The organism is Rahnella sp. PD4, from assembly GCF_049199325.1.
In the GTDB taxonomy this organism is placed as follows: domain Bacteria; phylum Pseudomonadota; class Gammaproteobacteria; order Enterobacterales; family Enterobacteriaceae; genus Rahnella; species Rahnella perminowiae.
Genome location: NZ_JBLZQF010000015.1, coordinates 32,026 through 52,286, shown reverse-complemented (window position 1 = coordinate 52,286; position 20,261 = coordinate 32,026). Strand labels below are relative to the sequence as shown.

Below are 20,261 nucleotides of genomic sequence, written 5' to 3'. Positions count from 1 at the left end.
CTGCTGGTTGAAACACCGGGAGAGACGCGGGCGTTCTATTTCCTGATGCGTGGCTGTGACCCGTCTAGATGATGGGTATCAGTCCTGTCTGCTGATAAGTCACCATCAGTTCATCAAACAGTTCAGTGTTCTTATGGATCCGTGCAATCAGTTGCGCGCCCGCGACGGCTGTATAAATAGCGAGGGCCTGTTTTTTGTAATCCTCGGAACTACCTGTACCTTTCTCACTAAGCACCTGGCTCAGCCACGCGACGTTGGCATCAACAAAAGCCTGTACTTCAACCTTAACGTCCTGAGGCAGGTCTTCATATTCAGCGGCCATGAAACTGGATAAACACAGCCTGTTATCATCTTCAAGGGATTGACGGAAAATAGCAGGATAACGCTTTAAGGCTTCGCCGGCACTGGCACTTGTGCTGCGTATGGTCTCAAGGTGCTGAGCGGTATCCTGCCAGTATCGGTGGGCAACCGCAGCGCCAAGGCTTGCCTTGCTGTCAAAGTGGTAAAGGATGGCTGTCAAAGACAGAATTTGTCCCGATCAATTTATGGAAGGGTGAGCATAAAAAAAACGAATTTCTCGCCATTAATTATTCGGGCACGCTGCCTGTTCTGGAGCTTGATGACGGCACGCTGATCGCCGAATGTACAGCCATCACACAGTATCTGGATGCACTGGACCCGTCATGCGCGCTGACAGGAACAACGCCGGAAGAGAAGGGCATCATTCATATGATGACGAAGCGTGCTGAAATTGAATTCCTTGATGCAGTAAGCGTGTATTTCCATCACGCTACGCCGGGGCTGGGGCCGGAGGTTGAATTGTATCAAAATCCGGAGTGGGGCAACCGGATGTGCGATAAGGCAATCAGAGGGATGCATTATTATGATCGCGTTCTACAAACGCAGCCTTATGTCGCCGGTGACGCTTTCTCAATGGCGGATATGGCAGTGATCGGAGGGATGATTTTTGCCGCATTAGTGAAACTTCCCGTACCGGCAGAGTGCAACGCATTGCGTGAGTGGTATACCAGAATGCAGGCCAGATCATCCGTTCAGCAATGGAAAGCGATGGTTGATGCAGAGCGCGCCTGCAGAGAAAGGATGTGAGATCAGGTTAAGTTCAAACCGAACAGGCGATACATTGCACTCTTGCCACTGCCGGTCAGGTGCACCTCGCGATATCCCTGCGTGCGGGTTATCCACCCTTTCTGCAGAAAAAGTGTCATGAGTGCCGAGCCAGCATCACCGCCTAAATGGAAGCGTCTTTCGCTCCAGTCGAGGCATGGACAACAAGACTTACGGCGCGGACGTGAATTAAGCACCGCGCCAAGTTTCTCAAAATGTGTTTTGCCGACTGGCGTCAGCGCAGTGCCGTCAGCCTCAATCCATTTTTCCTGCTGCATAAAATCGTAAATTTTTACAGCCAGTTCTCCTGCCAGATGATCGTAACAGGTTCGTGCGTAACGCAGAGATACCGGCGTCCTGGATTGAGGGGAAATGAGGGGATGCATGGACACTCCCATGAGATTCTCCAGTAACCCGGCGATATGATGGCCCGCAAGGCTGTAATACCGGTGGCGCCCCTGAGTCAGACAGATGACCAGCCCGCTGCTGAGAAGTCGGGTAAGATGACCGCTGGTGGTGGATGCAGCAATATCCGCTACCACGCTGAGTTCCGTTGCTGTCCACGCGCGGCCATCCATCAGTGCACACAGAATGCTGACCCTTGATGTGTCAGCGATGGCAGACGCAACCAGTGACATCGATTTCTCTAGCGAATTATCCGGCTCACTGTCATATACGGTTTTCAGAGGGGTCATTCAGGGTGTATTGCCCATTTTTGAGTGACTTTAGCCGCCCGGATATCGTCATCCGTGACCAGAATAAGCCGGTTACTGTGATCGCTGTACTGTACCAGAATGTTAATGCCATTTCGGGCCATTGTGTCAGCTATTTCTCCGAGTTCTCCTGGCCGTTCCTGAGATAATTTCCTTATCAGAGGGCGGCATACGCGGATGACATCAAAGCCGGCATCCGTCAGAACCTTGCGGGCTTTTTCACCGTCTTCAACCAGGAAATGTGCATGTCCGGCTTCAGGCGTCGAAAATACACCACCTCCTTCAAGTCCTACACCGTTTGTACCCAGCACGCGGCCAAGTGAGCCAAGCGAACCTGGAGTATGACTGAGAATGACGTGAATATCATACATGCCGATGTGCTCCCGTATCAGAAGAGTAATCACGGAATACACGGGCAACGCGTATTCGGTAGAATGAGAAAATTGACTGTTTACCTTCTTTCTGCGCTGCCAGATGCATAACATTTTGTTTCCAGCCCGCCACAGACTCCTCATCTTCCCACCATGACAAAGAAAGGATTTTTCCGGGCGTACTCAGACTCTGGAATCGCTCAATAGAGATAAATCCCGGCGTGTCTGATAATGAGGGTTTCAGCTCAGAGGCAAGCTGAAGATACCTTTCCTGAGCCTCTGGCAGGGCGTCTGCCTCAAAAAGCACTGCAATCATTAGTCTGCTCCGTCGTTAATTTCCAGTCAGTTTATTGCCGACAGAAGCCTGATGCTTCGGTCGTCGCCGAAGCATCAATGTGTTGTGAAAAACGATTAATGATTTATATCGATGCCTTAATTCCCGCCAATACATCCCCCGGCCTTTCAAGCACGGCCAGATGAGTTCTGGCATTCTCCAAACGTTTCACCTTAAAGAAATCATGCGTTGTAGCGAAACGCTGCTGTAAAGCAAGGTATTCGTCGTTTCTGTCGAGGGAATAGATATGGGTAGCCTTCGGTGGGTTTTTGAGTTTTTCGAGGCGTTGCAGCGGTGAACCGTATTTATGGTAGGCATCGGCGATCACCTGACCTGCAAGTCGCCAAAGCTGGTAGCTGGAGCCAGCCATTTCGGTTTTCAGATGGTGGTTCATGATGGGGGAGTCGCTTCCTGCCAGCCAAAATTCGTAAAGATGATCCCGCGCATATTGCCAGCGATCTTCATGCTGCATTTCTTTGATTGAAGTGAAAAACGCCGCCGCAGGCTGATTCATGATCCAATCAAGGAATATCACTGCAGGTACACGTTCTTTTAAACTTTCCACCAAATCTACAGCTATCCAACTGGCATGGGCAACGGAGACCGGTACTACGCGGGACAGGCCGAGATGTTCAATGAGGGTCAACGCGTCTGTTAATAACGCCGCACCGTCAAAATCCTGTCCATCGGTCGATGATTTTCCATGACCACGCCAGTCAATAATGACAACACGGAAGAAAACGGCGGCCAGCTCAGAGAAGTCATTGAAGACGGTTTTTGGCTGGCACCAGCCCGGCATCAGGAACAGCGTTGTGTCCCCCGTACCGATATCCTGATAATCGATATCGCCATGCTCTGTATGCAAAATAGGCATGTTTTCGCCCTGTAGTGAAGTGAGTGGATAACTAACCTATCCGATCCTTCATCAATTAAACAAGATATTACTTGTTTAATTGGGGTGTTTAACGATAAATGACCGGAATTGCCTGCGCCGGTTAATGCGTACGCTGCCATTCATCTGCAATATCTCCCAAGGTTTTTGGAACGTCACTACGTATCCAGGCCATAAAAATGGACATCTAAAAAGCATCAGCGATAACATCTCAGCGTGCATACTGTTTTGAAATCAATGGAGGGGAATAAGATGGCTGAAGAAAACATGCTGATTACTGACAGTAATGAGCTTGAGCAACTTTACGGCGCGATAGCTAAACCTTCTTTAACAAAGGTGACTGACCATATTCATCCTGCTTACCGGCCTTTTATTGAGGCTTCGCCATTTGTGGCGCTTGCGACATCAGGACCGGAGGGTCTGGACGTATCACCGCGAGGCGATCCAGCCGGCTTCATTCACATCGAGGACGCTAAAACGATACTTTTGCCCGATCGCCGGGGGAATAACCGTATCGATAGTCTGCGCAATATTTTAAATGACAACCGGGTTGCGCTTCTCTTTTTAATCCCCGGCATTGGCGAAACATTGCGTATAACCGGGACAGCTGAAATCCGTAAAGACCCGGCTCTGCTTGATAAATTCTCAATCAATAATCAAACACCTAAAACGGTGTTGCGCATTTCAGTAGACAGCGTTTTCTTTCAGTGCAGCAGGGCAATTATTCGTTCAAAACTTTGGGATCCTGCCACACAAATTGAGCGCCAGACTCTTCCCAGCACAGGCAGTATCCTGAGTATGATTTCGCAGTCAGAAATTGATGGTTTGGCTTACGACGAGGCCTTGCCCGGACGATTAAAAACCACACTTTACTGATGCTTGCGGAAAGTGAGTCCCGGAAAGGTCAGGGGTAGCTGCTGGCAGATGAAAGTCACGCCACGATGCGCGGGGGATCCTCTGCTCTGTTCGTTAAGCCCGCTTCAGGCACGAAGCCGTCTGAAAGGAGAAACTCTGGCGCCTGTAAGCGGGAAGCAGATTTTGTATCAATAGTGAACCAGTCCGCCGTCTACCGCATACTGGCTTCCGGTTACGTAAGACGCATCATCGGAGAGCAGGAAAAGCGCGACAGCGGCAGCTTCATCAGCTGTACCGGCTCGTCCGAGAGGCACCTGGTTTACCACAAACTCCTCAAACTGTTGCCGCGATTCATCGGGCATGAAGTGCCTGAAATTAGTCTCGATGGGCCCCGGTACCAGTGTGTTGGCGCGAATGTTGCGCGTAGCAAGCGAGGCGGCCCAGCTTTTTACCATGGCGACAACGGCGCCTTTGGTTGCCGCATACAGGCTCGTCATTGCCGCGCCTTCATAGACCGAAGACGACGCGGTGACCAACACAGATGCGCCGGGACTCAGCCTTTGGGAAAGTGATGCAAGCTGGAGCATTGGCCCGCGAACATTGGCATTCATCATGCGGTTAAAGGCGTCAGCTGTCACAGATTCAGGGGCACCCACTTCCGCGTAACCTGCATTCAGCCATAATCCGTCAAGTTGTCCCCAACTGCTGACAGCCGTTGCGAGCGCATTAATATCAGCCTCACTGGCTGCATCACTTTTCAGGATCAGTGCAGTGTCCGGTAATAACTTGCGGGCTTGTGCCAGACGTTCTTCACTGAGTCCCGTGATGGCAACTTGCCCACCTTCTTTTACAATGCGCAGCGCACCCGCCAGCCCTATGCCACTGGTACCCCCCGTGATAAGAATACGTTTACCGTGAAATCTGCCCATAACCACTCCTTTTTTATTCTTAAAATCGTCGCTTACCTTACGAAAGTTACACACATCCGTCTTCTGTTCAACGATGCCGTGTTGAAGTGATGGATGACCTGCCAGGATCAACCTTGCCGGGATCTTAAAAAGTGCAGGGAACTAAAACGGGTGTGCTTACAGGTTCACCTCTGGCACGGAGCGGACAATATAATCGTCCGCTGTGAGCGAAAAAAGGACGTATGCTTTCTCGCTCATATATCGATAAATGGAACAGGGCTTAATGAGAAATGGTGATATTCCAGAGCAGATTTTAGTGCAGTCAGTAATACGGCTTGCGGATTACATAAAAAGAGCCCGGTGTAAGCGAACAATATAATCTGCATTCGGATTGGATCGTTTATCGCCCATTCGTTCCTGAATTGCCTGCACAGCAATATCCCGACGCGCGGGCAGCCGTGATTTTTCCGTTGCGGCGAGCGCCAACTTCATTTCATTGTATGTGAGATCCGTACAGTAGCAGGGCGCGCCCGGCTGTTGACGCCATGACTCCTCAAGCGTGCCCGCATCGAAGGCGTCGAACCCTGTTTCATTGACAAGACTCATAACCACTTTTTTGTGCTCTTCGATATTCCCCGCCACAGGAATTGAAATACGTACTGCCGTTGCTTCTGCTGTACCTTTTGTCGCGAGAGAATCTGACCCTATTGCATTCCACACCTTTACCAGAGGGCGGTTCAGGAGATGCGCCACCCACAGGCTTTCGACCTGACCATCTGAGAACGTATCAATGTTGCCGTCGCGATGGGGATAATAGTTTGACGTATCAGCAACGATAACATGCTGGGGTAACTTTCTTATCAGAGGGGCGATATCCACAAGCTTCGCCATAGGTATGGACAGAATAACAACCTGCGCATTTTGCATGGCGCTGGCAGCATCGGCCGCTTCAGCACCCGTTGCAAGCACGTCGGGGGCTATCGTTTCAGGGCCGCGTGAATTTGCAACCTTAACGAAGTGACCGGCAGATGCGAGACTGCGCGCAAGCGTTTTACCGATATGGCCTGTTCCCAGGACAGCAATGCGGTACTTTTCATTATTAGTCATAAACTTACCTTTTGAATCAGGCCGTTACTTCACGGTTACGTTTGACGATAGCATCATGAGTGAGTTGAGCGCCTGCAGATGTGAATTCCTCGATCAGCGCATCTCTGTTCAATGGAGCGCGGGTTTTATTCGCTGCCTGCAGGGCCGCTTCAAGCTCTCCTGCTTTCAGCTCAGTGCAATAGGCTGGCGTGCCGGGCTGTTGCCGCCATGATTCGCTGAGCGTACCGGCGTCAACGGCATCGAAACCGGTCTGACTCACCAGTTCCAGCGCAACAGATTTTGCTGCCGGATTATCGCCGGCAACCGGAATAGCGATACGGGACGGAGAACCGGCCGCCAGCCCTTTATCTTTCAGCGTCTCGGCCAGAACAGCGTTCCAGGCTTTGACAAGAGGCCGCCTGACTATTTCACTGGCGTACACGCTTTCAGGTTTGCCTTCACGGATTTTTTCAATGTCTCCGTCGCGGAAGGGGTAGTAATTAGACGTATCAATGACAATTACGCTTTCCGGGATGTTGTGCAGGAGTTCAGCCAGTTCAGCATGCTTGTCAAAAGGTATGGAGAGGATGATAACCTCCACATCGCGTACAGCCTCCTGGCGCTCAACCGCCACTGCGCCGGCCTTGCGTGCCAGCTCTGAAATCGTTTCCGGGCCTCTTGAATTCGCCAGTTTGACCGTATGACCTTGCTCAGAGAGCTTATGTGCCAGCGTCGCACCAATATTTCCTGCGCCAATAATGCCTATTTTCATACCAGTACCTTTTATCTGCGTGGGGGGTTAGCGGTTATCAGCAGGATGGGCAAAATTATTCAGGGTATCTCGTAACTCCTCGAGCTTTGCATCCGATAACTGACAGGCTGATTTGATTCTTTCGGTCACGCGCCACAGCTCGTTTTGCAAAGCGCGTCCGTTATCCGTAAGGGTAATGAGCACCCGCCTTTCGTCCGCGCGGTCCCGCGTGCGGAGTATGCGACCGGCGGATTCAAGCCGTTTAAGAATGGGCGTAATGGTGCCGGTATCCATGCCGAGCTTATTACCGATCTCACCCACGGTGCGTGGTGTGCCGTTAAACAACTCCAGCATGACCAGATACTGCGGAAAGGTAAGCCCCAGCGGGTCCAGGAATGGCTTATGTAACCGGTTCATGCGGTTCGCCGCACCGTAGAGCGCAAAAGAAAGTTGTGTTCCTGTTTCCTGTCGCGACTGCATATTCATACTCCAGTCTCTTATCTTGTTGTTGATTATCTTGCGCACAAGATAAAGCATATAGTAACCCTTTCGTCAGTTAAAGAGTGATGAATGAGTAATTCGTGCGCTATTACAATGACCATAAATCAGGGAAGAAGGCTCAAGGCTGACGGGGTGCTATTGATCTGCGTGATTCGAACAGGCCCGCCTTTGGTACGGAGCGGCTTGGTCCGAGGGACATGTCGTCTGCTAAGAACGAGAAACGGAAGTACGAAATCGTTCTGACTACCGGGGACGTATTTCAAAACATCCCGTGTGTTAATCAACGGGGGAGCAGATCAAAGAGGGAAAATTGATCCGAATATCTGGTCATGCCGCAGGAGGCAGTGACGCGCTTCAGCGAGCTGGGGGAAATTCTTGAAACTGGCCTGCCGCTGTTGCCGCAAAAGATCCTTGCGCAGTTTCTCAGCGAAGGGCACTTCTACCGCCATCTTAAAAAAATGCGCATTCTCTATCAGCAGCGTCGTCGCATAATGCTTGAGTCTATTGAGACGAGCTTTCCGGGGCTGTCTGGATTTGAGCTGACCGATGGCGGCATGCACATTGTTACTTTTCTGCAGCGTGGCATTCAGGACAATGCGCTGGCCGTGCTATGGAGGCAGCACGAGCTCTACGTGCGGCCTCTCTCCAGCGGGTATGCGCAGACTCAGAAGCGTTACGGGCTGGTGATTGGCTATACCGATATCCGATCGTTTGAACAGGCGCAGCAAATCTTACAGCGTGTGGCAGACGAGACCCGTGCGTTGATGCAGTCGTAACGGTACTCTTTTACAGATGTGGTATGCGATGCGCCACCAGTCGCGTGGGTGTCCTGTGCAGACGGATACGATTTCCTTTTTCGGAAAAAGCAGCCATAGAAAACTTTACTGCGGCAGTTAATTGAGGGATTTCAGGGCGATTTCGCTCACCGTAATCCTTCAGGCTTACCTGTTACTGAATAACCTCGCGTTGCACTAATTATTGAGCCGGTCAGAGGTGTACGAGGACCTTGCCGATGACTTCAGAAGATTCTACAGCGTAGTGAGCATCCGCTATTTGCTCAAGAGGCAGATTTAAGCCTATTACGGGTGAATAGTTCCCCGTTTCAAGGCAGGCATTAATATCTGCTGCACTGGCTTGTTTCAGTTCACGAGGCACGTTGTATATATACACAAAGCGGAGTACACAACCGTGCGTCATGGCCTTAAGAAGTGGGACGGAAATTTCTTCTGTTGCGCGACTTGTTGCATAAGCGCTGATGACACCTCCCTGAGACAAACAAGCCAGATTGGTATCAAAATTCTCTTTCAAAGCCACATCGACAATATGATCAACACCGAGATTCTCAGTATTTGCCAAAATAGTACGTGGCACATCGTCAGTTGAACGGTTGAGCACCAAATCTGCACCACGAGTTCTCGCTATTTCTGCCTGTTTTGCATTGCTCACCGTGGTAGCGACCCATGCCCCAGCCCATTTTGCTAATGATATTGCTGCTGTTCCTACTGCGCCGGCCCCGCCATGAATAAGGACCCGACAGCCTTTCAGATCACCATCGGAAAACAGACAACGGTGGGCTGTGAGTGCGGGGATGCCGAGTGACGCACCTGTTTCAAATGAAACGTTGTCAGGGAGCCTGACGGCCTGATGTGCCGGAACAGCAACAAACTCAGCCGCAGTGCCTGTCGCCCGGCCATATTGCGCCTCATAAAGCCAGACACGTTCACCGAGTCGTTCAGATGATACGTTCCCGCCCACTGCCTCAATCACACCTGCACCATCCTGATGGGGAATGATACGTGGATACGGCATTTTCGCAGAGAAACCTGTTCTGGCCTTAATGTCCGTCGGATTGATTCCGGAGACAGAAATACGCACGAGCACTTCATCAGGACCTGGTGCCGGTTTGGATACTTCGCCAATTTTCAGCACATCATGAGCATGGCCCTGGGTTTCATAAAACGCAGCTTTCATAATTTATAACCCATTCATTATACGAGTAAAAAATTCATGGCCATATCAGCCACCTCTGCGGAGATACTCTAGTAGTTATAAGCTCTGTTGGAAAGTAGGCACACTTTTGATATATAGAGATAAAAAGTATACTAATGGAGTGTTTGAGAATGACGACTCAGCAAGAACGGAATTACCGGTGTACCGTCGAAGCAACAATTGCAGTAGCGGGTGGCAAGTGGAAACCGCTGATCATTTACTATCTGCTCACGGGAACCAAGCGGTTTGGCGAGCTCCGTAAGCTTATCGGCGGGGTCACACAGCGTTCATTGACGTTACAACTCAGGGAACTTGAAGCTCATGGCATTATTTCCCGGGAAATATTTGCTGAAGTTCCTCCACGCGTCGAATATTCACTGACTGAGTTGGGTTTTACGCTTGAGCCGGTACTCGACACGATGAAGCGCTGGGGAGACACCTATATATCCTGGCAACAAAGAGATGATAAATAATCAAGATTCTAACTTTGGGCGTTGCCTTTGCTTTTATTGCGGCCGTTGTAATGCTGGCGGCGGGCATCCACAGATTGGATTAGTTGCGAATGATGTAGCAGCAATCCGGGATGCGTTTAGCGACTCAGGCCGAACTGAGCGGGCAGACAAGGTTTCATGTAACGCAACAACATGTGAACTGGCTTACATTTTTGACCTGCATCACAATTTATAGTGACAGAATTGTTAAACGACGCATCTCATTATCATGGCATCCATTAAAGACGTAGCGAAAAAAGCGGGAGTATCAACGGCTACCGTATCGCGAGTGCTGAATAATCACCCCAGCGTGATACCTGAAACACGCAAAGCGGTGCGTGATGCCATGGATTACCTGTGTTATGTGCCCAGTAAGAGCGCGTTCCAGCTGAGTGGTAAATGTTCCGGGCTGATTGCCGTCGTCGTGCCAAATCTCGTCAATCCTCACTTTTGCGAGTTGCTGGCGACATTTGAAGAAGAGGCAAGGTACATTGGAAAATCGGTGATTGTTAAGACACACCAGAATCAACCGCAACAGGATAAGCAGATTATCCACACCTTAATTGGTATGGGAATTGACAGTCTGCTCTGGGTGCCAACAGAAGCAGAGGCCGAACTTTCTGAATGGTTAACCGCTACCCATATTCCGGTCGCGGTAGTCACGCAGGTTTCACGTTTTTTTAATTCCGTCTCTATCAACCAGAGTAAAGGTGCGGAAAGTATCGCGGAACATTTTATACAAACCGGGCATACCACCTTTGGGTTTGTTGCCCAGGAGGGCGTTGATAATCGTAAAGTCTCCGCCTGGAGTAAAAAAATTACCGGTCAGGGGCTGACTTTCAATAAAGAGAACCAATTCTGGATAGCGAAAGGGGAAGGGGAGAGAACGTCGGGACATATCAGTATCCTTGACAAGATTATCGAGAAATTAACACTCTGGCGAAACGAATGTTCATGCCTTTGGGTATATAACGATGTCGCTGCCAGCTATATTATCGATGGATTAAAGAAGCAAGGGATTTCTGTTCCTCAGGATATTGCGATCGCCAGTTTCGATAACACCTTACTGGCGCAAACAAAGGGTATTACCAGCGTTGCACAGCCGATACATGAAATTGCACATCTGGCATTCCAGATGGTTAAAAACCAAAGCAAACAAGAAGGGATCGAAATGTATGAAATTGTCTCCCGGTTAATTATACGTGAGAGTAGCGTCAATATGGATATCACGACCTTTTAATTTCTATATTCCATTATTTAACGTTGCCGGTAGGATAAAACCTATTCCCTTTATGTTATCAGTACGGGTATGGGTCATAAAAACCCGTGCTTCAAATTTATGACTGCGCATTATCGAGGTAATATTATGTCTGCCACTGTAATGGAAAAACAAAGTGCTTACACAAAGTTGAGTCTAAAAGAAAAGATTGGCTACGGAATGGGTGATGCAGGTTCCTGTATGATCTGGAGCGTGCTGGCACTTTATCTGACATGGTTTTATACCGATGTATATGGTTTATCTCCAGGCATCGTAGGGACATTATTCCTGGTAATACGTATTTTCGATGCCTTCAGCGATCCCATCATGGGGGCAATTTGCGACCGGACACACAGCAAATGGGGTAAATTCCGCCCCTGGTTATTGTGGATGGCTGTGCCCTTTGGTCTGGGTGCCATATTGATGTTCACCACGCCTGATTTAAGCATGAACGGAAAAATCATTTATGCATGGGTGACTTATCTGATCATGTCGTTGATTTATACCGCCATTAATATCCCCTATTGCTCGGTCGCAGGCGTGATTACGCTGAACCAAAAGGAACGACTGGGTTGTCTGTCATGGCGTTTCTTTCTCAATGGTCTGGCGACACTTATTGTCTCCTCTTCCATTTTACCGTTAACTGACTGGCTGGGTAACGGCAACCGTGCATCGGGTTTTCAGTTGACGATGATGATCATGGGCGGAGCCGCGACCTTGATGTTTCTGTTCTGTTTTTCCAGTATTAAAGAGCGTGTGGTTTCTATTAAGCCCAACGATTCCCTGATGAAGGATTTAAAAGATATCGCCAGGAATGATCAATGGTTATTGATGATTTCGATTACGTTTCTGAACGTTTTTCCTGCATTTATTCGTGGTGCGGTGACTATCTATTATGCTACCTATGTCATGCAGGCCTCAGTAGGATTTATTACTTTATTTATGGCGCTCGGCGTTGCCTGCAATATGTTGGGCAGTGTGATAGCGAAGCCACTCACTGATCGATTTGATAAAATAAAGCTATTCCGGATTATTAATATCATCCTGGGTGTCCTATCCTTCGCATTGTGGTTCGTCGACCCGAAGTCACTGACACCGCTGTTAAGCTTATTTATCATTATTAATATCCTGCATTTAATTCAGTCCGGTCCTATTCTCTGGGCCATGATGTCCGATGTTGATGACTATGGTGACTGGAAATTCGGTAAACGCCTGACCGGTATATCCTTTGCCGGTAATCTCTTTATGCTCAAAATGGGGCTGGCTGTCGCCGGGGCCATCGTCGCCTGGATATTGTCATTCACCGGTTATGTAGCCAATAAACCTGAGCAAAATACGCAAACCATACAGGGCATCGTTATCATGTTCTCGTTGCTGCCGATGGTAAGTTATTTTATCAGCGCGTTCATGGTGCGTTACTTCAAACTCAATAATACCCTTGTCGAAAAAATAAAAGTTGATCTCGCAAAACGTGAACTGGAAAACGGTTCAGATCAGTCGCAGGAGTTTAAGGATATCCCCGTGCATTAATGTCAGTAAGCGTCCTTACGACTGCGCCGGATACGTTGCGCTACCAATTTATCACTTATTAATGTCAAAGAAGGATGTTACACATGCCGAGTCAAAACTATTATGATGTCACTGACTGGAATCAAGGTAATCCGTATGAAGATATTGGCGAGGTCATTAACAGTATTATCGCGGATATTAAAAGCAGGCAAACGGATACGAATGTTAATCAAGGCGGAAAGCCAGGGGCGGTTATCTATATTCCACCCGGTGATTATCCTCTCCTCACGCAAGTTGTTATAGATATCAGCTATCTGAAAATCATGGGTTCCGGGCATGGATTCACCTCTTCAAGTATCCGGTTTAATACGCCTGAGAGTGAATGGGTTAACTGGCACGAAGTGTGGCCAGGTGGAAGCCGTATCCTCGTTGAACTGCCCGCAGGTGTTGGCACGAAAGAATCCGACGGCGCCGCTTTTTACGTCGCGCGCAGCGGGGATCCGCGGATAAGTTCGGTCGAGTTCGCTGATTTTTGCATCGATGGTTTGCACTTTGTTGATGACGGTTCAGGAAATAATGATCCTGAAAACACCTATCTCAACGGTAAAACGGGCATTTATATTGCCAGCGCGCAGGATTCATTCCGCATCAGCGGCATGGGCCTGGTGTATTTAGAGCATGGCGTGACTGTCTATAATGCCGATGCTCTGGCGATACATAATAATTTCATTGCTGAGTGTGGTAACTGTATAGAATTACGCGGGTCGGGTCAGGCCTCAAAAGTCACCGATAATCTGATCGGCGCGGGTTATCGAGGTTACTCAATTTATGCGCAGAACTTCGGCGGCCTCCTGATCACTGCAAACAACATTTTCCCGCGCGGCAAAAGCAGTATTCATTTTTCGGGCGTAGTACGCTCGTCTGTCAGCAGTAACCGGTTCCATTCATTTTATCCGGGAATGCTGGTCTTTGAGGGCAGTTGTTCAGAAAACCTGGTATCTGCAAATCATTTCTTCCGTGAGCGTGAACCCTGGGGCCCGATGCAGCCTTACAACAATGGCTTAGATGATTTGTATGGCCTGCTGTATATCAGCGGCGATCATAATTCGATCATTGCTAATCATATTTCGGAAACGATAGATGCTCAGTACATTACACCGCCAGGAGCGACACCGGTGATCATCCGAGTGGTAGCAGGTCAGGGGAATTATATTTCTGATAATCATGTTGTTGCTACAACCGAAGCATCGCAAGTGCAGGACGCTACAGGTTCATGTTTCTCTACACAAGTGAGCTCATTACTGGCGACTCAGGGGTTGCAAGCGCTTGACGTGACCACGGTACAGATTGAAAAAGAGTCCATTCAAAATACCATTCTTGATTCCGGTAGTGATGCTCAGGTTGTAGTGGACAAGGCAGTCAACGCCTTCAGGTCTACTCCTGTTCCGGGCCTGCCGGTGTAATAACGGCAGTAACGCCCGTCATTATCGCTATTCCTGCATCAGACGGGCACTCCCGTCTGATGCACCATAACTGAGTCTCTATAATACAAATCAACCTTCAGCTTTTAATCTTTTCGCGGGTCGCTAATAGGTTGCCGTACGAGTATTACATAAGCCAGCGCTCCCAGCGCCGTAACACAACCACATATGATCAGTGCCAGACGGAAAGAGTGGGTGGTATCCACGATAAAACCCGTAACAATCGGCGCAAACGACGCGCAGAGAAAGCTGGCAAAGTTTTGAATGCTGCCTACCGATGCCGTCATGCGTGATGCCACTGCGACGTGAATCAAACCCCAGCATGAGGTACCGGCAAAATGAATACAGAACAGGGCCATGCCGATGAGAAGCACTGCGCTCATGGATGTTGTGGCCTGCGGCACTAAAAAGGTAAAGGCCGCTGAACAGAGCATACCCGTAATGATGCAGATTTTGCGGCTCCTGATCGGGGCCATTCCCCGTCTCACCAGCCAGTCTGTGACGAAACCGTTAATCAACATACCGGCCGCACCAAACAGGAAGGGGATAGCCGCCATCATCCCGGTGCTTTTTAAGTCAAGGTTATACGCAGTTTGCAAGTAGCCGGGGAGCCAGGCCAGATACAGCCACGCGGTGTAGTTAATGCCACTGAATCCCAGCATCATTCCCCACATGGTGCGGTTACGGAACAGGCTGCGCCATTCTGCAAAGCTAAGCGGGTCCCGACGCGCGTTAATACTGCCGGCATTCAGATAGGCCTGCTCTACGGTGGTCAGCTCCACGTTCTCGCGGTTCCGGTAAAGCATATACCAGCCGATGGCCAGGAACACACCCAAAATACCGATAGTAATAAACATCAGGCGCCAGCCCATCAGGAGCATCATCGCTGCCAGAATCGGCGGGCTGATGGCTACACCAATGGTGGATGCGGCGTTGAAAACCCCCATAGGCTTTCCGCGCGCTTTAATGTTGAACCAGTCGTTGATCACCTTGACGCCACAGGGGTTCATTGGCGCTTCGCCGATACCCATGCCTATCCGTACCAGGATAAACTGTGTGAAGGTATGCACCATGCCTGACATTGCCTGGAAGAGTGACCAGAAAAACATGCCCAGGCCAAGCATAATACGCGGACCTTTGCGGTCAAGCAGGGGGCCGCAGGGCAGTTGTGCGAAACCATAAGCCAGGGAGAACACGGATAACAGTGCACCAATTTCAGTGGCACTCAGTCCCAGCTCATGACGGATAGTCAGGTTCGCGACAGACAGGGAACTGCGGTCAAGATAATTAATCACTGCGGCAAAAAATAGCAAGATCATTGCCGTTGTCTGGATCCGTTTAATACGTGCAGAGCGCTCTAATAAACCGTTTGGCGGAACTGGGATGTCCGCGAATGTGGTCTGATCAAACGTTGTCTGCCGGTCGAGGGTAATATTATTTTTTTCCACGCCAGACTCCTGAGATTTGATTATTACTTTTCATTAATGGATTAATGGAAAGGTCTCATTAATTCGTCAGGGGAGGATTGTTATCATCTCCTGACGAATCTTCCGTCGTATAACCGACGTATTATTGAAAATAGGAGGGGCATTTTATTTTGCGTTTAACTTTTAACTGAAGCGTGCGTCTGATAATAGTTTGCTGCTTTTAATCGGTACTTAATGGAAAACGGACGCAGTCTGATTGATGGAGCGGACCATCGATTGTTTGGCTGTCTGGAGGTGGTTACGCATCGCCAGCATGGCGTCCATATCGCTGCGGCAAATCAGGGCACTCAGAATGGTCATATGCTCATCAATGGCAATAATATTGCGCTGTTTCAGGTCACTTTCATCCCACTGGTAGTGGAAATGAAAGATGACAGAAATAATCTCAAGTGACTGATCGAAAAATATATTATCGGCTGCAGAAAGCAGTAACCCGTGAAACTCCCGGTCCAGGGAAGAGAACTTGCGAAAACTGTCGCCAATGCTGTCACGAAGGGTCCGGTGACGTTCAAGCAGCGCTTTTGCCTGAAACCAGCGGGGGTCATCAGCAGGCAGATTTAAAAAGCGCTGAAGGGCGTGGGTCTCCAGCATCTCCCTCAGTTCAAACAGTTGTTCCGCATAGCGTTGATCAAACCGTTTCATGCTCCAGTGACCCCGTTTCTCGCTTTCAATCAGGTTGTAGCGGCCAAATTTCAGGAGGTATTCACGTACTACAACCGGGCTGACACCCGCAGCACGCGCGAGCTGAAGTTCTGAGAACGATTCTCCGGCGCGAAGCTGACGCTGATTTATCATCGAGAAAAATGCCTGTTCGAAGATTTTTGTTTGTGCCTCCAGCGGTTCACCGGAGCAGGCAAAACCGTCGTTATTCTCTGGCTTACGCAAGATCAGGTAATCACTTCCTGCAGCCTGCAATACGCCACACTCGCAGAGATGAGCAAGAATATGACGGACTGTGGTGCGGCTAACGTTGTACATCTCCGCGAGTGAACTTTGGGATGGGAGCGGTGAAGGGATATGCCCCCGATCCATATCATAGATAACCTGGTTGACGACGTTATGACGTAACTTTTGTGACCGGCTCATGGGTGATCCTTATGTTTCTTGCTATTAAAAACGGTTTTAAAACCGTTTTATGAGTCGGGTTTCACAAATCAATTTTCTTATTTCACGATTTTTGTTTTTTTCATTGATACCTGGGTTAACAAAACAGGAGAAATGAATCATGACGACAATGAATGCCCTGATATGCCAGGAACCTACATCACTTATCTGGAAACAACGCGCAATTCCGGTTCCCGGTGATAATGATGCGCTGCTAAAAATTAAAACCGTGGGTATTTGCGGAACGGATATACATGCGTGGCGCGGGAAACAGCCTTTTTTCAGCTATCCGCGAGTACTGGGTCATGAAATATGCGGGGAGATAGTCAGGCTGGGCAAAAATATTCACCAATTTAATACCGGACAACAGGTTTCCGTTATTCCCTATGTCGCCTGTCATCAATGCCCGGCTTGCCTCACGGGGAATACCAACTGTTGTGAAAAGATATCAGTGATCGGCGTTCATCAGGATGGCGGGTTCTGTGAATATCTGAGCATACCTGCCAGCAATTTGCTTGATGCGGAGGGTATAGACCCCGAAGCCGCAGCGCTGACCGAACCTTTTGCTATCAGTGCTCATGCCGTTCGCCGCGCCGCCATCAGCCCCGGCGATCAGGTGCTGGTCGTGGGCGCAGGTCCGATTGGCCTGGGGGTGGCGGCCATCGCCAAAGCGGACGGGGCCCGGGTTGTGGTGGCTGATACCAGTCCGGAACGTCGTCAGCATGTAAAAGAAAAATTGGGATTACTGAGTATCGATCCCTCAGAAGAGAACTTTGACGTTCAGTTGTGTGGAGCATTTGGCGGTTCTCTGGCGCAGAAGCTTATTGATGCCACCGGCAACCAGCAGGCCATGAACAATGCAGTCAATCTGATCCGTCATGGCGGTAGCATCGTTTTTGTCGGGTTATTTAAAGGGGATCTGACTATTTCAGATCCTGAGTTCCATAAAAAAGAAACCACCATGATGGGCAGCCGTAACGCAACCCGGGAGGATTTTGAAAAAGTGGGCAGGCTGATGGCTGACAGAGTGTTAACGGCGGACATGATGCTGACGCACCGTTATCCATTTAGCGGGCTGGCCGAAATCTACGAAGAAAAAATCATCAATAACCGCCAGCTCATCAAAGGCGTTATTCAGTTCTGACATCTTTAGCTTAACCAACGTGGAAGCCAAAGGTAAGGCCCGCAGAATTATCCACGGGCCTTTAATGCTAATACATAACTACATAACATTCATACGATTAAGCTAACTAATCATTGTCATGGCTATGCTGTCCACCTTTTTTACCGGCTTCGCTTGCGCGTTCACGGTCATTCGCGAAGTTACCCCCGCTTTTTTGTCCGCCTTTTTTACCGGCTTCAGATGCTCTTTCTGGATCTTCTGCAAAATTACCTGAACCACCACGATGTTCGGCCATAATGTCCTCCTATCGGATTTTAAAAGTTATTTACTTGTAACATCATCCTTAATGGGATTTCTTATAAAGATGATATTTCCTGAAGAGCATGTGCTCACTTCTAATAATAGCGTGTATTAATAATGCGTCAAGCCGGGTGTCGCTAAAAATTAAATAATCATCTCCGCGTGAAACAGCAAGAGTAATATCTTTACTTTTAATATCAGACATAATTCGTTGTTTTGTAAAATATAACAGATACTGCGTGGTGAAATGCTGGATTTTATTAAGAAAAGTCCCAATCGGGAGGTTGACTGAATAAGATATTGATATGAGTAACCCGGTAATTCCATGATATTAGTGGGAGTTATAACGGGGTTTGCTTTCTCTGAAAAATGGGTATTTTTCGCAGGTGGGTAAGCGATTATTTTACTCAATGAAACATAATTAATGATTTATTTGAATATACGAAGATCGCCTTTCGCTGCATGCCGTATACAGGTGCTGTGAGAGAATCATACATAGTCTGGAGAGTTTACATTCAACGAGGAAAACGACTGGCAGATGCTCAGGCTGTGCTGTGATCATGAAAAATAACTGATTAATAATAAATATTTAAGCACAGGAGTGAAATGAGCCCCCTCAGGAGGGGGCTCATTTCAGGGGCCGGGTCAGATATTTTTATCACCTGATTCCGGTGCATTATGAGGATCGTCTTTTTTGTAGTCTGGCTGCGGATTGTCTTTATCTCTTTTATGATCACACTGGCTATTATCAGGATCGCTATTCTTAAGCATATGGCCTCCAATGGGTTCTATGAATAAGTTATAAGTATAGTCAGAGGGAATAAATACTTCGCGTCGGGATAAGTATTTATAGGATTTTTCCGATCGGTGAGTTTTACGTATGCTGTGATATAAAATTTACTGATTTATAAAGGCCCGGTTAACCTAAAGAAGTTATTACCACTCCTTTTTATAAACCTGCGCATTATTACCACATACGCAGTTGAAGCAGCATGCCTGCACGGTGATAGCTTATTGTTTTATTACTTTTCTATTTTTCCGCGAAATACCCAAAAGGCCCAGCTATGGTAAAGAAGCGTGATCGGAATAATAAAGGCAATACCGGTCAGAAGGAACACTTGTGTTATACCGCCGGACGCCACCCTGTGTAAGTTCATTTCCCCCGGAATAAGCTCAGGGTAAATGCCTATCCCGGTCTGTATAACGATGGCAGCCAGTAAAATAAGAGTAACGGCCAGTTGTCTGAACGGGCTAAGCTTCTGTAATACCAAAAGCGAAAAAAGCCATAACAGGACAATTAATAGGATCAACCCCTTACCCCAGGCCAGTTGCCATACCTGCTGCCACGGTGCAGGATTCATACATTGTATAATTAAAAACAAACCCAGACTCAGCAGTAAAAAATAACGGGTAAGTCTGAGGGTGCGTTTTTCCTTCTTTTCAGCGACGCGCCAGCGTATCCAGCCGCAGCCCAGCAACATATACGCACAGATCAACCCTATACCACTGAGCATCGGATATAAGCCCAGCCAGGAATACGCGCCAGCGGCAATATTACCGCTGACGACTAAACCTGCGCAGATCCCCTGACAATATGCGGCAAGAGCAGAAGACGCTGGCAGAAGTTTATCAAGCCAGGGACGAATCCTCCCTGAGACCGTATCCCGGTATTCCAGCGCTAATGCGCGTAAAATCAGACTGAGCAACATTACAAATACTGGGATATACAGGGCACTGAAAAGGCGGGCGTAAGCGGCAGGAAAAAGTGCGAACAATCCGCCGGCCAGCAACACCAGCCATGTCTCATTAGCATCCCAGATGGGTAGCATTGACTTTACGATGGACCGCTTTTGTTTCTCGTCGTTAAAGAAAATCAGCAGCATCCCGGCACCTAAATCCGTACCGTCGAGCATCAGATACATCAGCAATGAAAATAACAGCATCGCCGCAGAGAGATCGGCTAACCATTCCATCACGAGCTCC

General features: G+C 48.7%; 24 protein-coding genes. 8 read left to right on the top strand and 16 right to left on the bottom strand.

Features of this window, described 5'->3' with window-relative positions; all coding sequences use genetic code 11:
• Nucleotides 1-64: 64 nt before the first annotated feature.
• Nucleotides 65-322 (bottom strand): hypothetical protein, encoded by a 258-nt coding sequence (locus tag ACOZIO_RS23895; protein WP_421595811.1) that lies wholly within the window; start codon nucleotides 320-322, stop codon nucleotides 65-67.
• Between the two features lie 89 nt (nucleotides 323-411).
• On the opposite strand from ACOZIO_RS23895, the gene ACOZIO_RS23890 reads away from it, so the two are divergent.
• Nucleotides 412-1,107: a glutathione S-transferase N-terminal domain-containing protein gene (locus ACOZIO_RS23890; protein WP_421595809.1), complete on the top strand. Its 696-nt coding sequence runs from the start codon at nucleotides 412-414 to the stop codon at nucleotides 1,105-1,107.
• A 2-nt stretch (nucleotides 1,108-1,109) separates the two neighbouring features.
• Here ACOZIO_RS23890 and ACOZIO_RS23885 read toward each other — a convergent pair whose 3' ends face one another.
• The 5 genes from ACOZIO_RS23885 to ACOZIO_RS23865 all read right to left on the bottom strand — a co-directional run bounded on the left by ACOZIO_RS23885 (nucleotide 1,110) and on the right by ACOZIO_RS23865 (nucleotide 3,610).
• Complete coding sequence (locus ACOZIO_RS23885) at nucleotides 1,110-1,820, bottom strand: ArsR/SmtB family transcription factor (RefSeq protein WP_129955458.1); 711 nt, start codon at nucleotides 1,818-1,820, stop codon at nucleotides 1,110-1,112.
• A complete protein-coding gene (locus tag ACOZIO_RS23880; RefSeq protein WP_217137998.1) occupies nucleotides 1,817-2,209 on the bottom strand; it encodes an amino acid-binding protein in 393 nt (130 codons plus the stop codon). Before ACOZIO_RS23880 ends, ACOZIO_RS23885 begins: the two co-directional genes overlap by 4 nt.
• Nucleotides 2,202-2,525 (bottom strand): antibiotic biosynthesis monooxygenase family protein, encoded by a 324-nt coding sequence (locus ACOZIO_RS23875; RefSeq protein ID WP_421595806.1) that lies wholly within the window; start codon nucleotides 2,523-2,525, stop codon nucleotides 2,202-2,204. Before ACOZIO_RS23875 ends, ACOZIO_RS23880 begins: the two co-directional genes overlap by 8 nt.
• A 103-nt stretch (nucleotides 2,526-2,628) precedes the next feature.
• On the bottom strand, nucleotides 2,629-3,417 hold the full coding sequence (locus ACOZIO_RS23870; RefSeq protein WP_421595805.1) for an alpha/beta fold hydrolase: 789 nt from the start codon (nucleotides 3,415-3,417) through the stop codon (nucleotides 2,629-2,631).
• Between the two features lie 121 nt (nucleotides 3,418-3,538).
• The gene (locus ACOZIO_RS23865; protein ID WP_420878459.1) at nucleotides 3,539-3,610 is read right to left on the bottom strand and encodes a DUF6434 domain-containing protein; all 72 of its coding nucleotides are present in this window, start codon (nucleotides 3,608-3,610) and stop codon (nucleotides 3,539-3,541) included.
• 77 nt (nucleotides 3,611-3,687) lie between these two features.
• Here ACOZIO_RS23865 and ACOZIO_RS23860 point away from each other — a divergent pair, with 77 nt between their 5' ends.
• Nucleotides 3,688-4,311, top strand: a complete 624-nt coding sequence (locus ACOZIO_RS23860) for a pyridoxamine 5'-phosphate oxidase family protein (protein WP_421595803.1) — start codon at nucleotides 3,688-3,690, stop codon at nucleotides 4,309-4,311.
• A 167-nt stretch (nucleotides 4,312-4,478) separates the two neighbouring features.
• Here ACOZIO_RS23860 and ACOZIO_RS23855 read toward each other — a convergent pair whose 3' ends face one another.
• From ACOZIO_RS23855 to ACOZIO_RS23840, 4 genes are all read right to left on the bottom strand, one after another.
• Complete coding sequence (locus tag ACOZIO_RS23855; RefSeq protein ID WP_421595802.1) at nucleotides 4,479-5,219, bottom strand: SDR family oxidoreductase; 741 nt, start codon at nucleotides 5,217-5,219, stop codon at nucleotides 4,479-4,481.
• A gap of 321 nt (nucleotides 5,220-5,540) precedes the next feature.
• Nucleotides 5,541-6,305: an NADPH-dependent F420 reductase gene (locus tag ACOZIO_RS23850; RefSeq protein WP_421595800.1), complete on the bottom strand. Its 765-nt coding sequence runs from the start codon at nucleotides 6,303-6,305 to the stop codon at nucleotides 5,541-5,543.
• A 16-nt stretch (nucleotides 6,306-6,321) separates the two neighbouring features.
• Nucleotides 6,322-7,071: an NADPH-dependent F420 reductase gene (locus ACOZIO_RS23845; RefSeq protein ID WP_408004159.1), complete on the bottom strand. Its 750-nt coding sequence runs from the start codon at nucleotides 7,069-7,071 to the stop codon at nucleotides 6,322-6,324.
• 12 nt (nucleotides 7,072-7,083) lie between these two features.
• A complete protein-coding gene (locus tag ACOZIO_RS23840) occupies nucleotides 7,084-7,515 on the bottom strand; it encodes a MarR family winged helix-turn-helix transcriptional regulator (protein ID WP_238483234.1) in 432 nt (143 codons plus the stop codon).
• A gap of 350 nt (nucleotides 7,516-7,865) precedes the next feature.
• On the opposite strand from ACOZIO_RS23840, the gene ACOZIO_RS23835 reads away from it, so the two are divergent.
• A complete protein-coding gene (locus ACOZIO_RS23835) occupies nucleotides 7,866-8,312 on the top strand; it encodes a hypothetical protein (RefSeq protein ID WP_238485895.1) in 447 nt (148 codons plus the stop codon).
• Nucleotides 8,313-8,523: 211 nt separating this feature from the next.
• Here the strand turns inward: ACOZIO_RS23835 and ACOZIO_RS23830 are convergent, their stop codons facing one another.
• Nucleotides 8,524-9,507: an NADPH:quinone reductase gene (locus ACOZIO_RS23830; RefSeq protein WP_421595798.1), complete on the bottom strand. Its 984-nt coding sequence runs from the start codon at nucleotides 9,505-9,507 to the stop codon at nucleotides 8,524-8,526.
• A 149-nt stretch (nucleotides 9,508-9,656) separates the two neighbouring features.
• On the opposite strand from ACOZIO_RS23830, the gene ACOZIO_RS23825 reads away from it, so the two are divergent.
• From ACOZIO_RS23825 to ACOZIO_RS23810, 4 genes are all read left to right on the top strand, one after another.
• A complete protein-coding gene (locus ACOZIO_RS23825; RefSeq protein ID WP_129955467.1) occupies nucleotides 9,657-9,998 on the top strand; it encodes a winged helix-turn-helix transcriptional regulator in 342 nt (113 codons plus the stop codon).
• A 247-nt stretch (nucleotides 9,999-10,245) separates the two neighbouring features.
• A complete protein-coding gene (locus ACOZIO_RS23820) occupies nucleotides 10,246-11,256 on the top strand; it encodes a LacI family DNA-binding transcriptional regulator (protein ID WP_421595796.1) in 1,011 nt (336 codons plus the stop codon).
• Nucleotides 11,257-11,382: 126 nt separating this feature from the next.
• Nucleotides 11,383-12,804, top strand: a complete 1,422-nt coding sequence (locus tag ACOZIO_RS23815) for a glycoside-pentoside-hexuronide (GPH):cation symporter (RefSeq protein WP_421595794.1) — start codon at nucleotides 11,383-11,385, stop codon at nucleotides 12,802-12,804.
• Between the two features lie 83 nt (nucleotides 12,805-12,887).
• Nucleotides 12,888-14,246, top strand: a complete 1,359-nt coding sequence (locus ACOZIO_RS23810) for a right-handed parallel beta-helix repeat-containing protein (protein WP_421595793.1) — start codon at nucleotides 12,888-12,890, stop codon at nucleotides 14,244-14,246.
• Between the two features lie 104 nt (nucleotides 14,247-14,350).
• Here the strand turns inward: ACOZIO_RS23810 and ACOZIO_RS23805 are convergent, their stop codons facing one another.
• Together ACOZIO_RS23805 and ACOZIO_RS23800 are read right to left on the bottom strand one after the other, a co-directional pair.
• Complete coding sequence (locus tag ACOZIO_RS23805) at nucleotides 14,351-15,712, bottom strand: MFS transporter (protein WP_129955471.1); 1,362 nt, start codon at nucleotides 15,710-15,712, stop codon at nucleotides 14,351-14,353.
• 210 nt (nucleotides 15,713-15,922) lie between these two features.
• Nucleotides 15,923-16,837, bottom strand: a complete 915-nt coding sequence (locus tag ACOZIO_RS23800; protein ID WP_129955472.1) for a GntR family transcriptional regulator — start codon at nucleotides 16,835-16,837, stop codon at nucleotides 15,923-15,925.
• A gap of 139 nt (nucleotides 16,838-16,976) precedes the next feature.
• Here ACOZIO_RS23800 and ACOZIO_RS23795 point away from each other — a divergent pair, with 139 nt between their 5' ends.
• Nucleotides 16,977-17,999: a zinc-binding alcohol dehydrogenase family protein gene (locus tag ACOZIO_RS23795; RefSeq protein WP_421595792.1), complete on the top strand. Its 1,023-nt coding sequence runs from the start codon at nucleotides 16,977-16,979 to the stop codon at nucleotides 17,997-17,999.
• A gap of 106 nt (nucleotides 18,000-18,105) precedes the next feature.
• Here the strand turns inward: ACOZIO_RS23795 and ACOZIO_RS23790 are convergent, their stop codons facing one another.
• From ACOZIO_RS23790 to ACOZIO_RS23780, 3 genes are all read right to left on the bottom strand, one after another.
• Complete coding sequence (locus ACOZIO_RS23790; protein ID WP_129955354.1) at nucleotides 18,106-18,273, bottom strand: general stress protein; 168 nt, start codon at nucleotides 18,271-18,273, stop codon at nucleotides 18,106-18,108.
• 650 nt (nucleotides 18,274-18,923) lie between these two features.
• Nucleotides 18,924-19,049, bottom strand: coding sequence for a hypothetical protein (locus tag ACOZIO_RS23785; protein ID WP_255466777.1), 126 nt, complete (start codon nucleotides 19,047-19,049; stop codon nucleotides 18,924-18,926).
• 251 nt (nucleotides 19,050-19,300) lie between these two features.
• On the bottom strand, nucleotides 19,301-20,251 hold the full coding sequence (locus ACOZIO_RS23780; RefSeq protein ID WP_129992234.1) for a cytochrome d ubiquinol oxidase subunit II: 951 nt from the start codon (nucleotides 20,249-20,251) through the stop codon (nucleotides 19,301-19,303).
• Nucleotides 20,252-20,261: the final 10 nt, after the last annotated feature.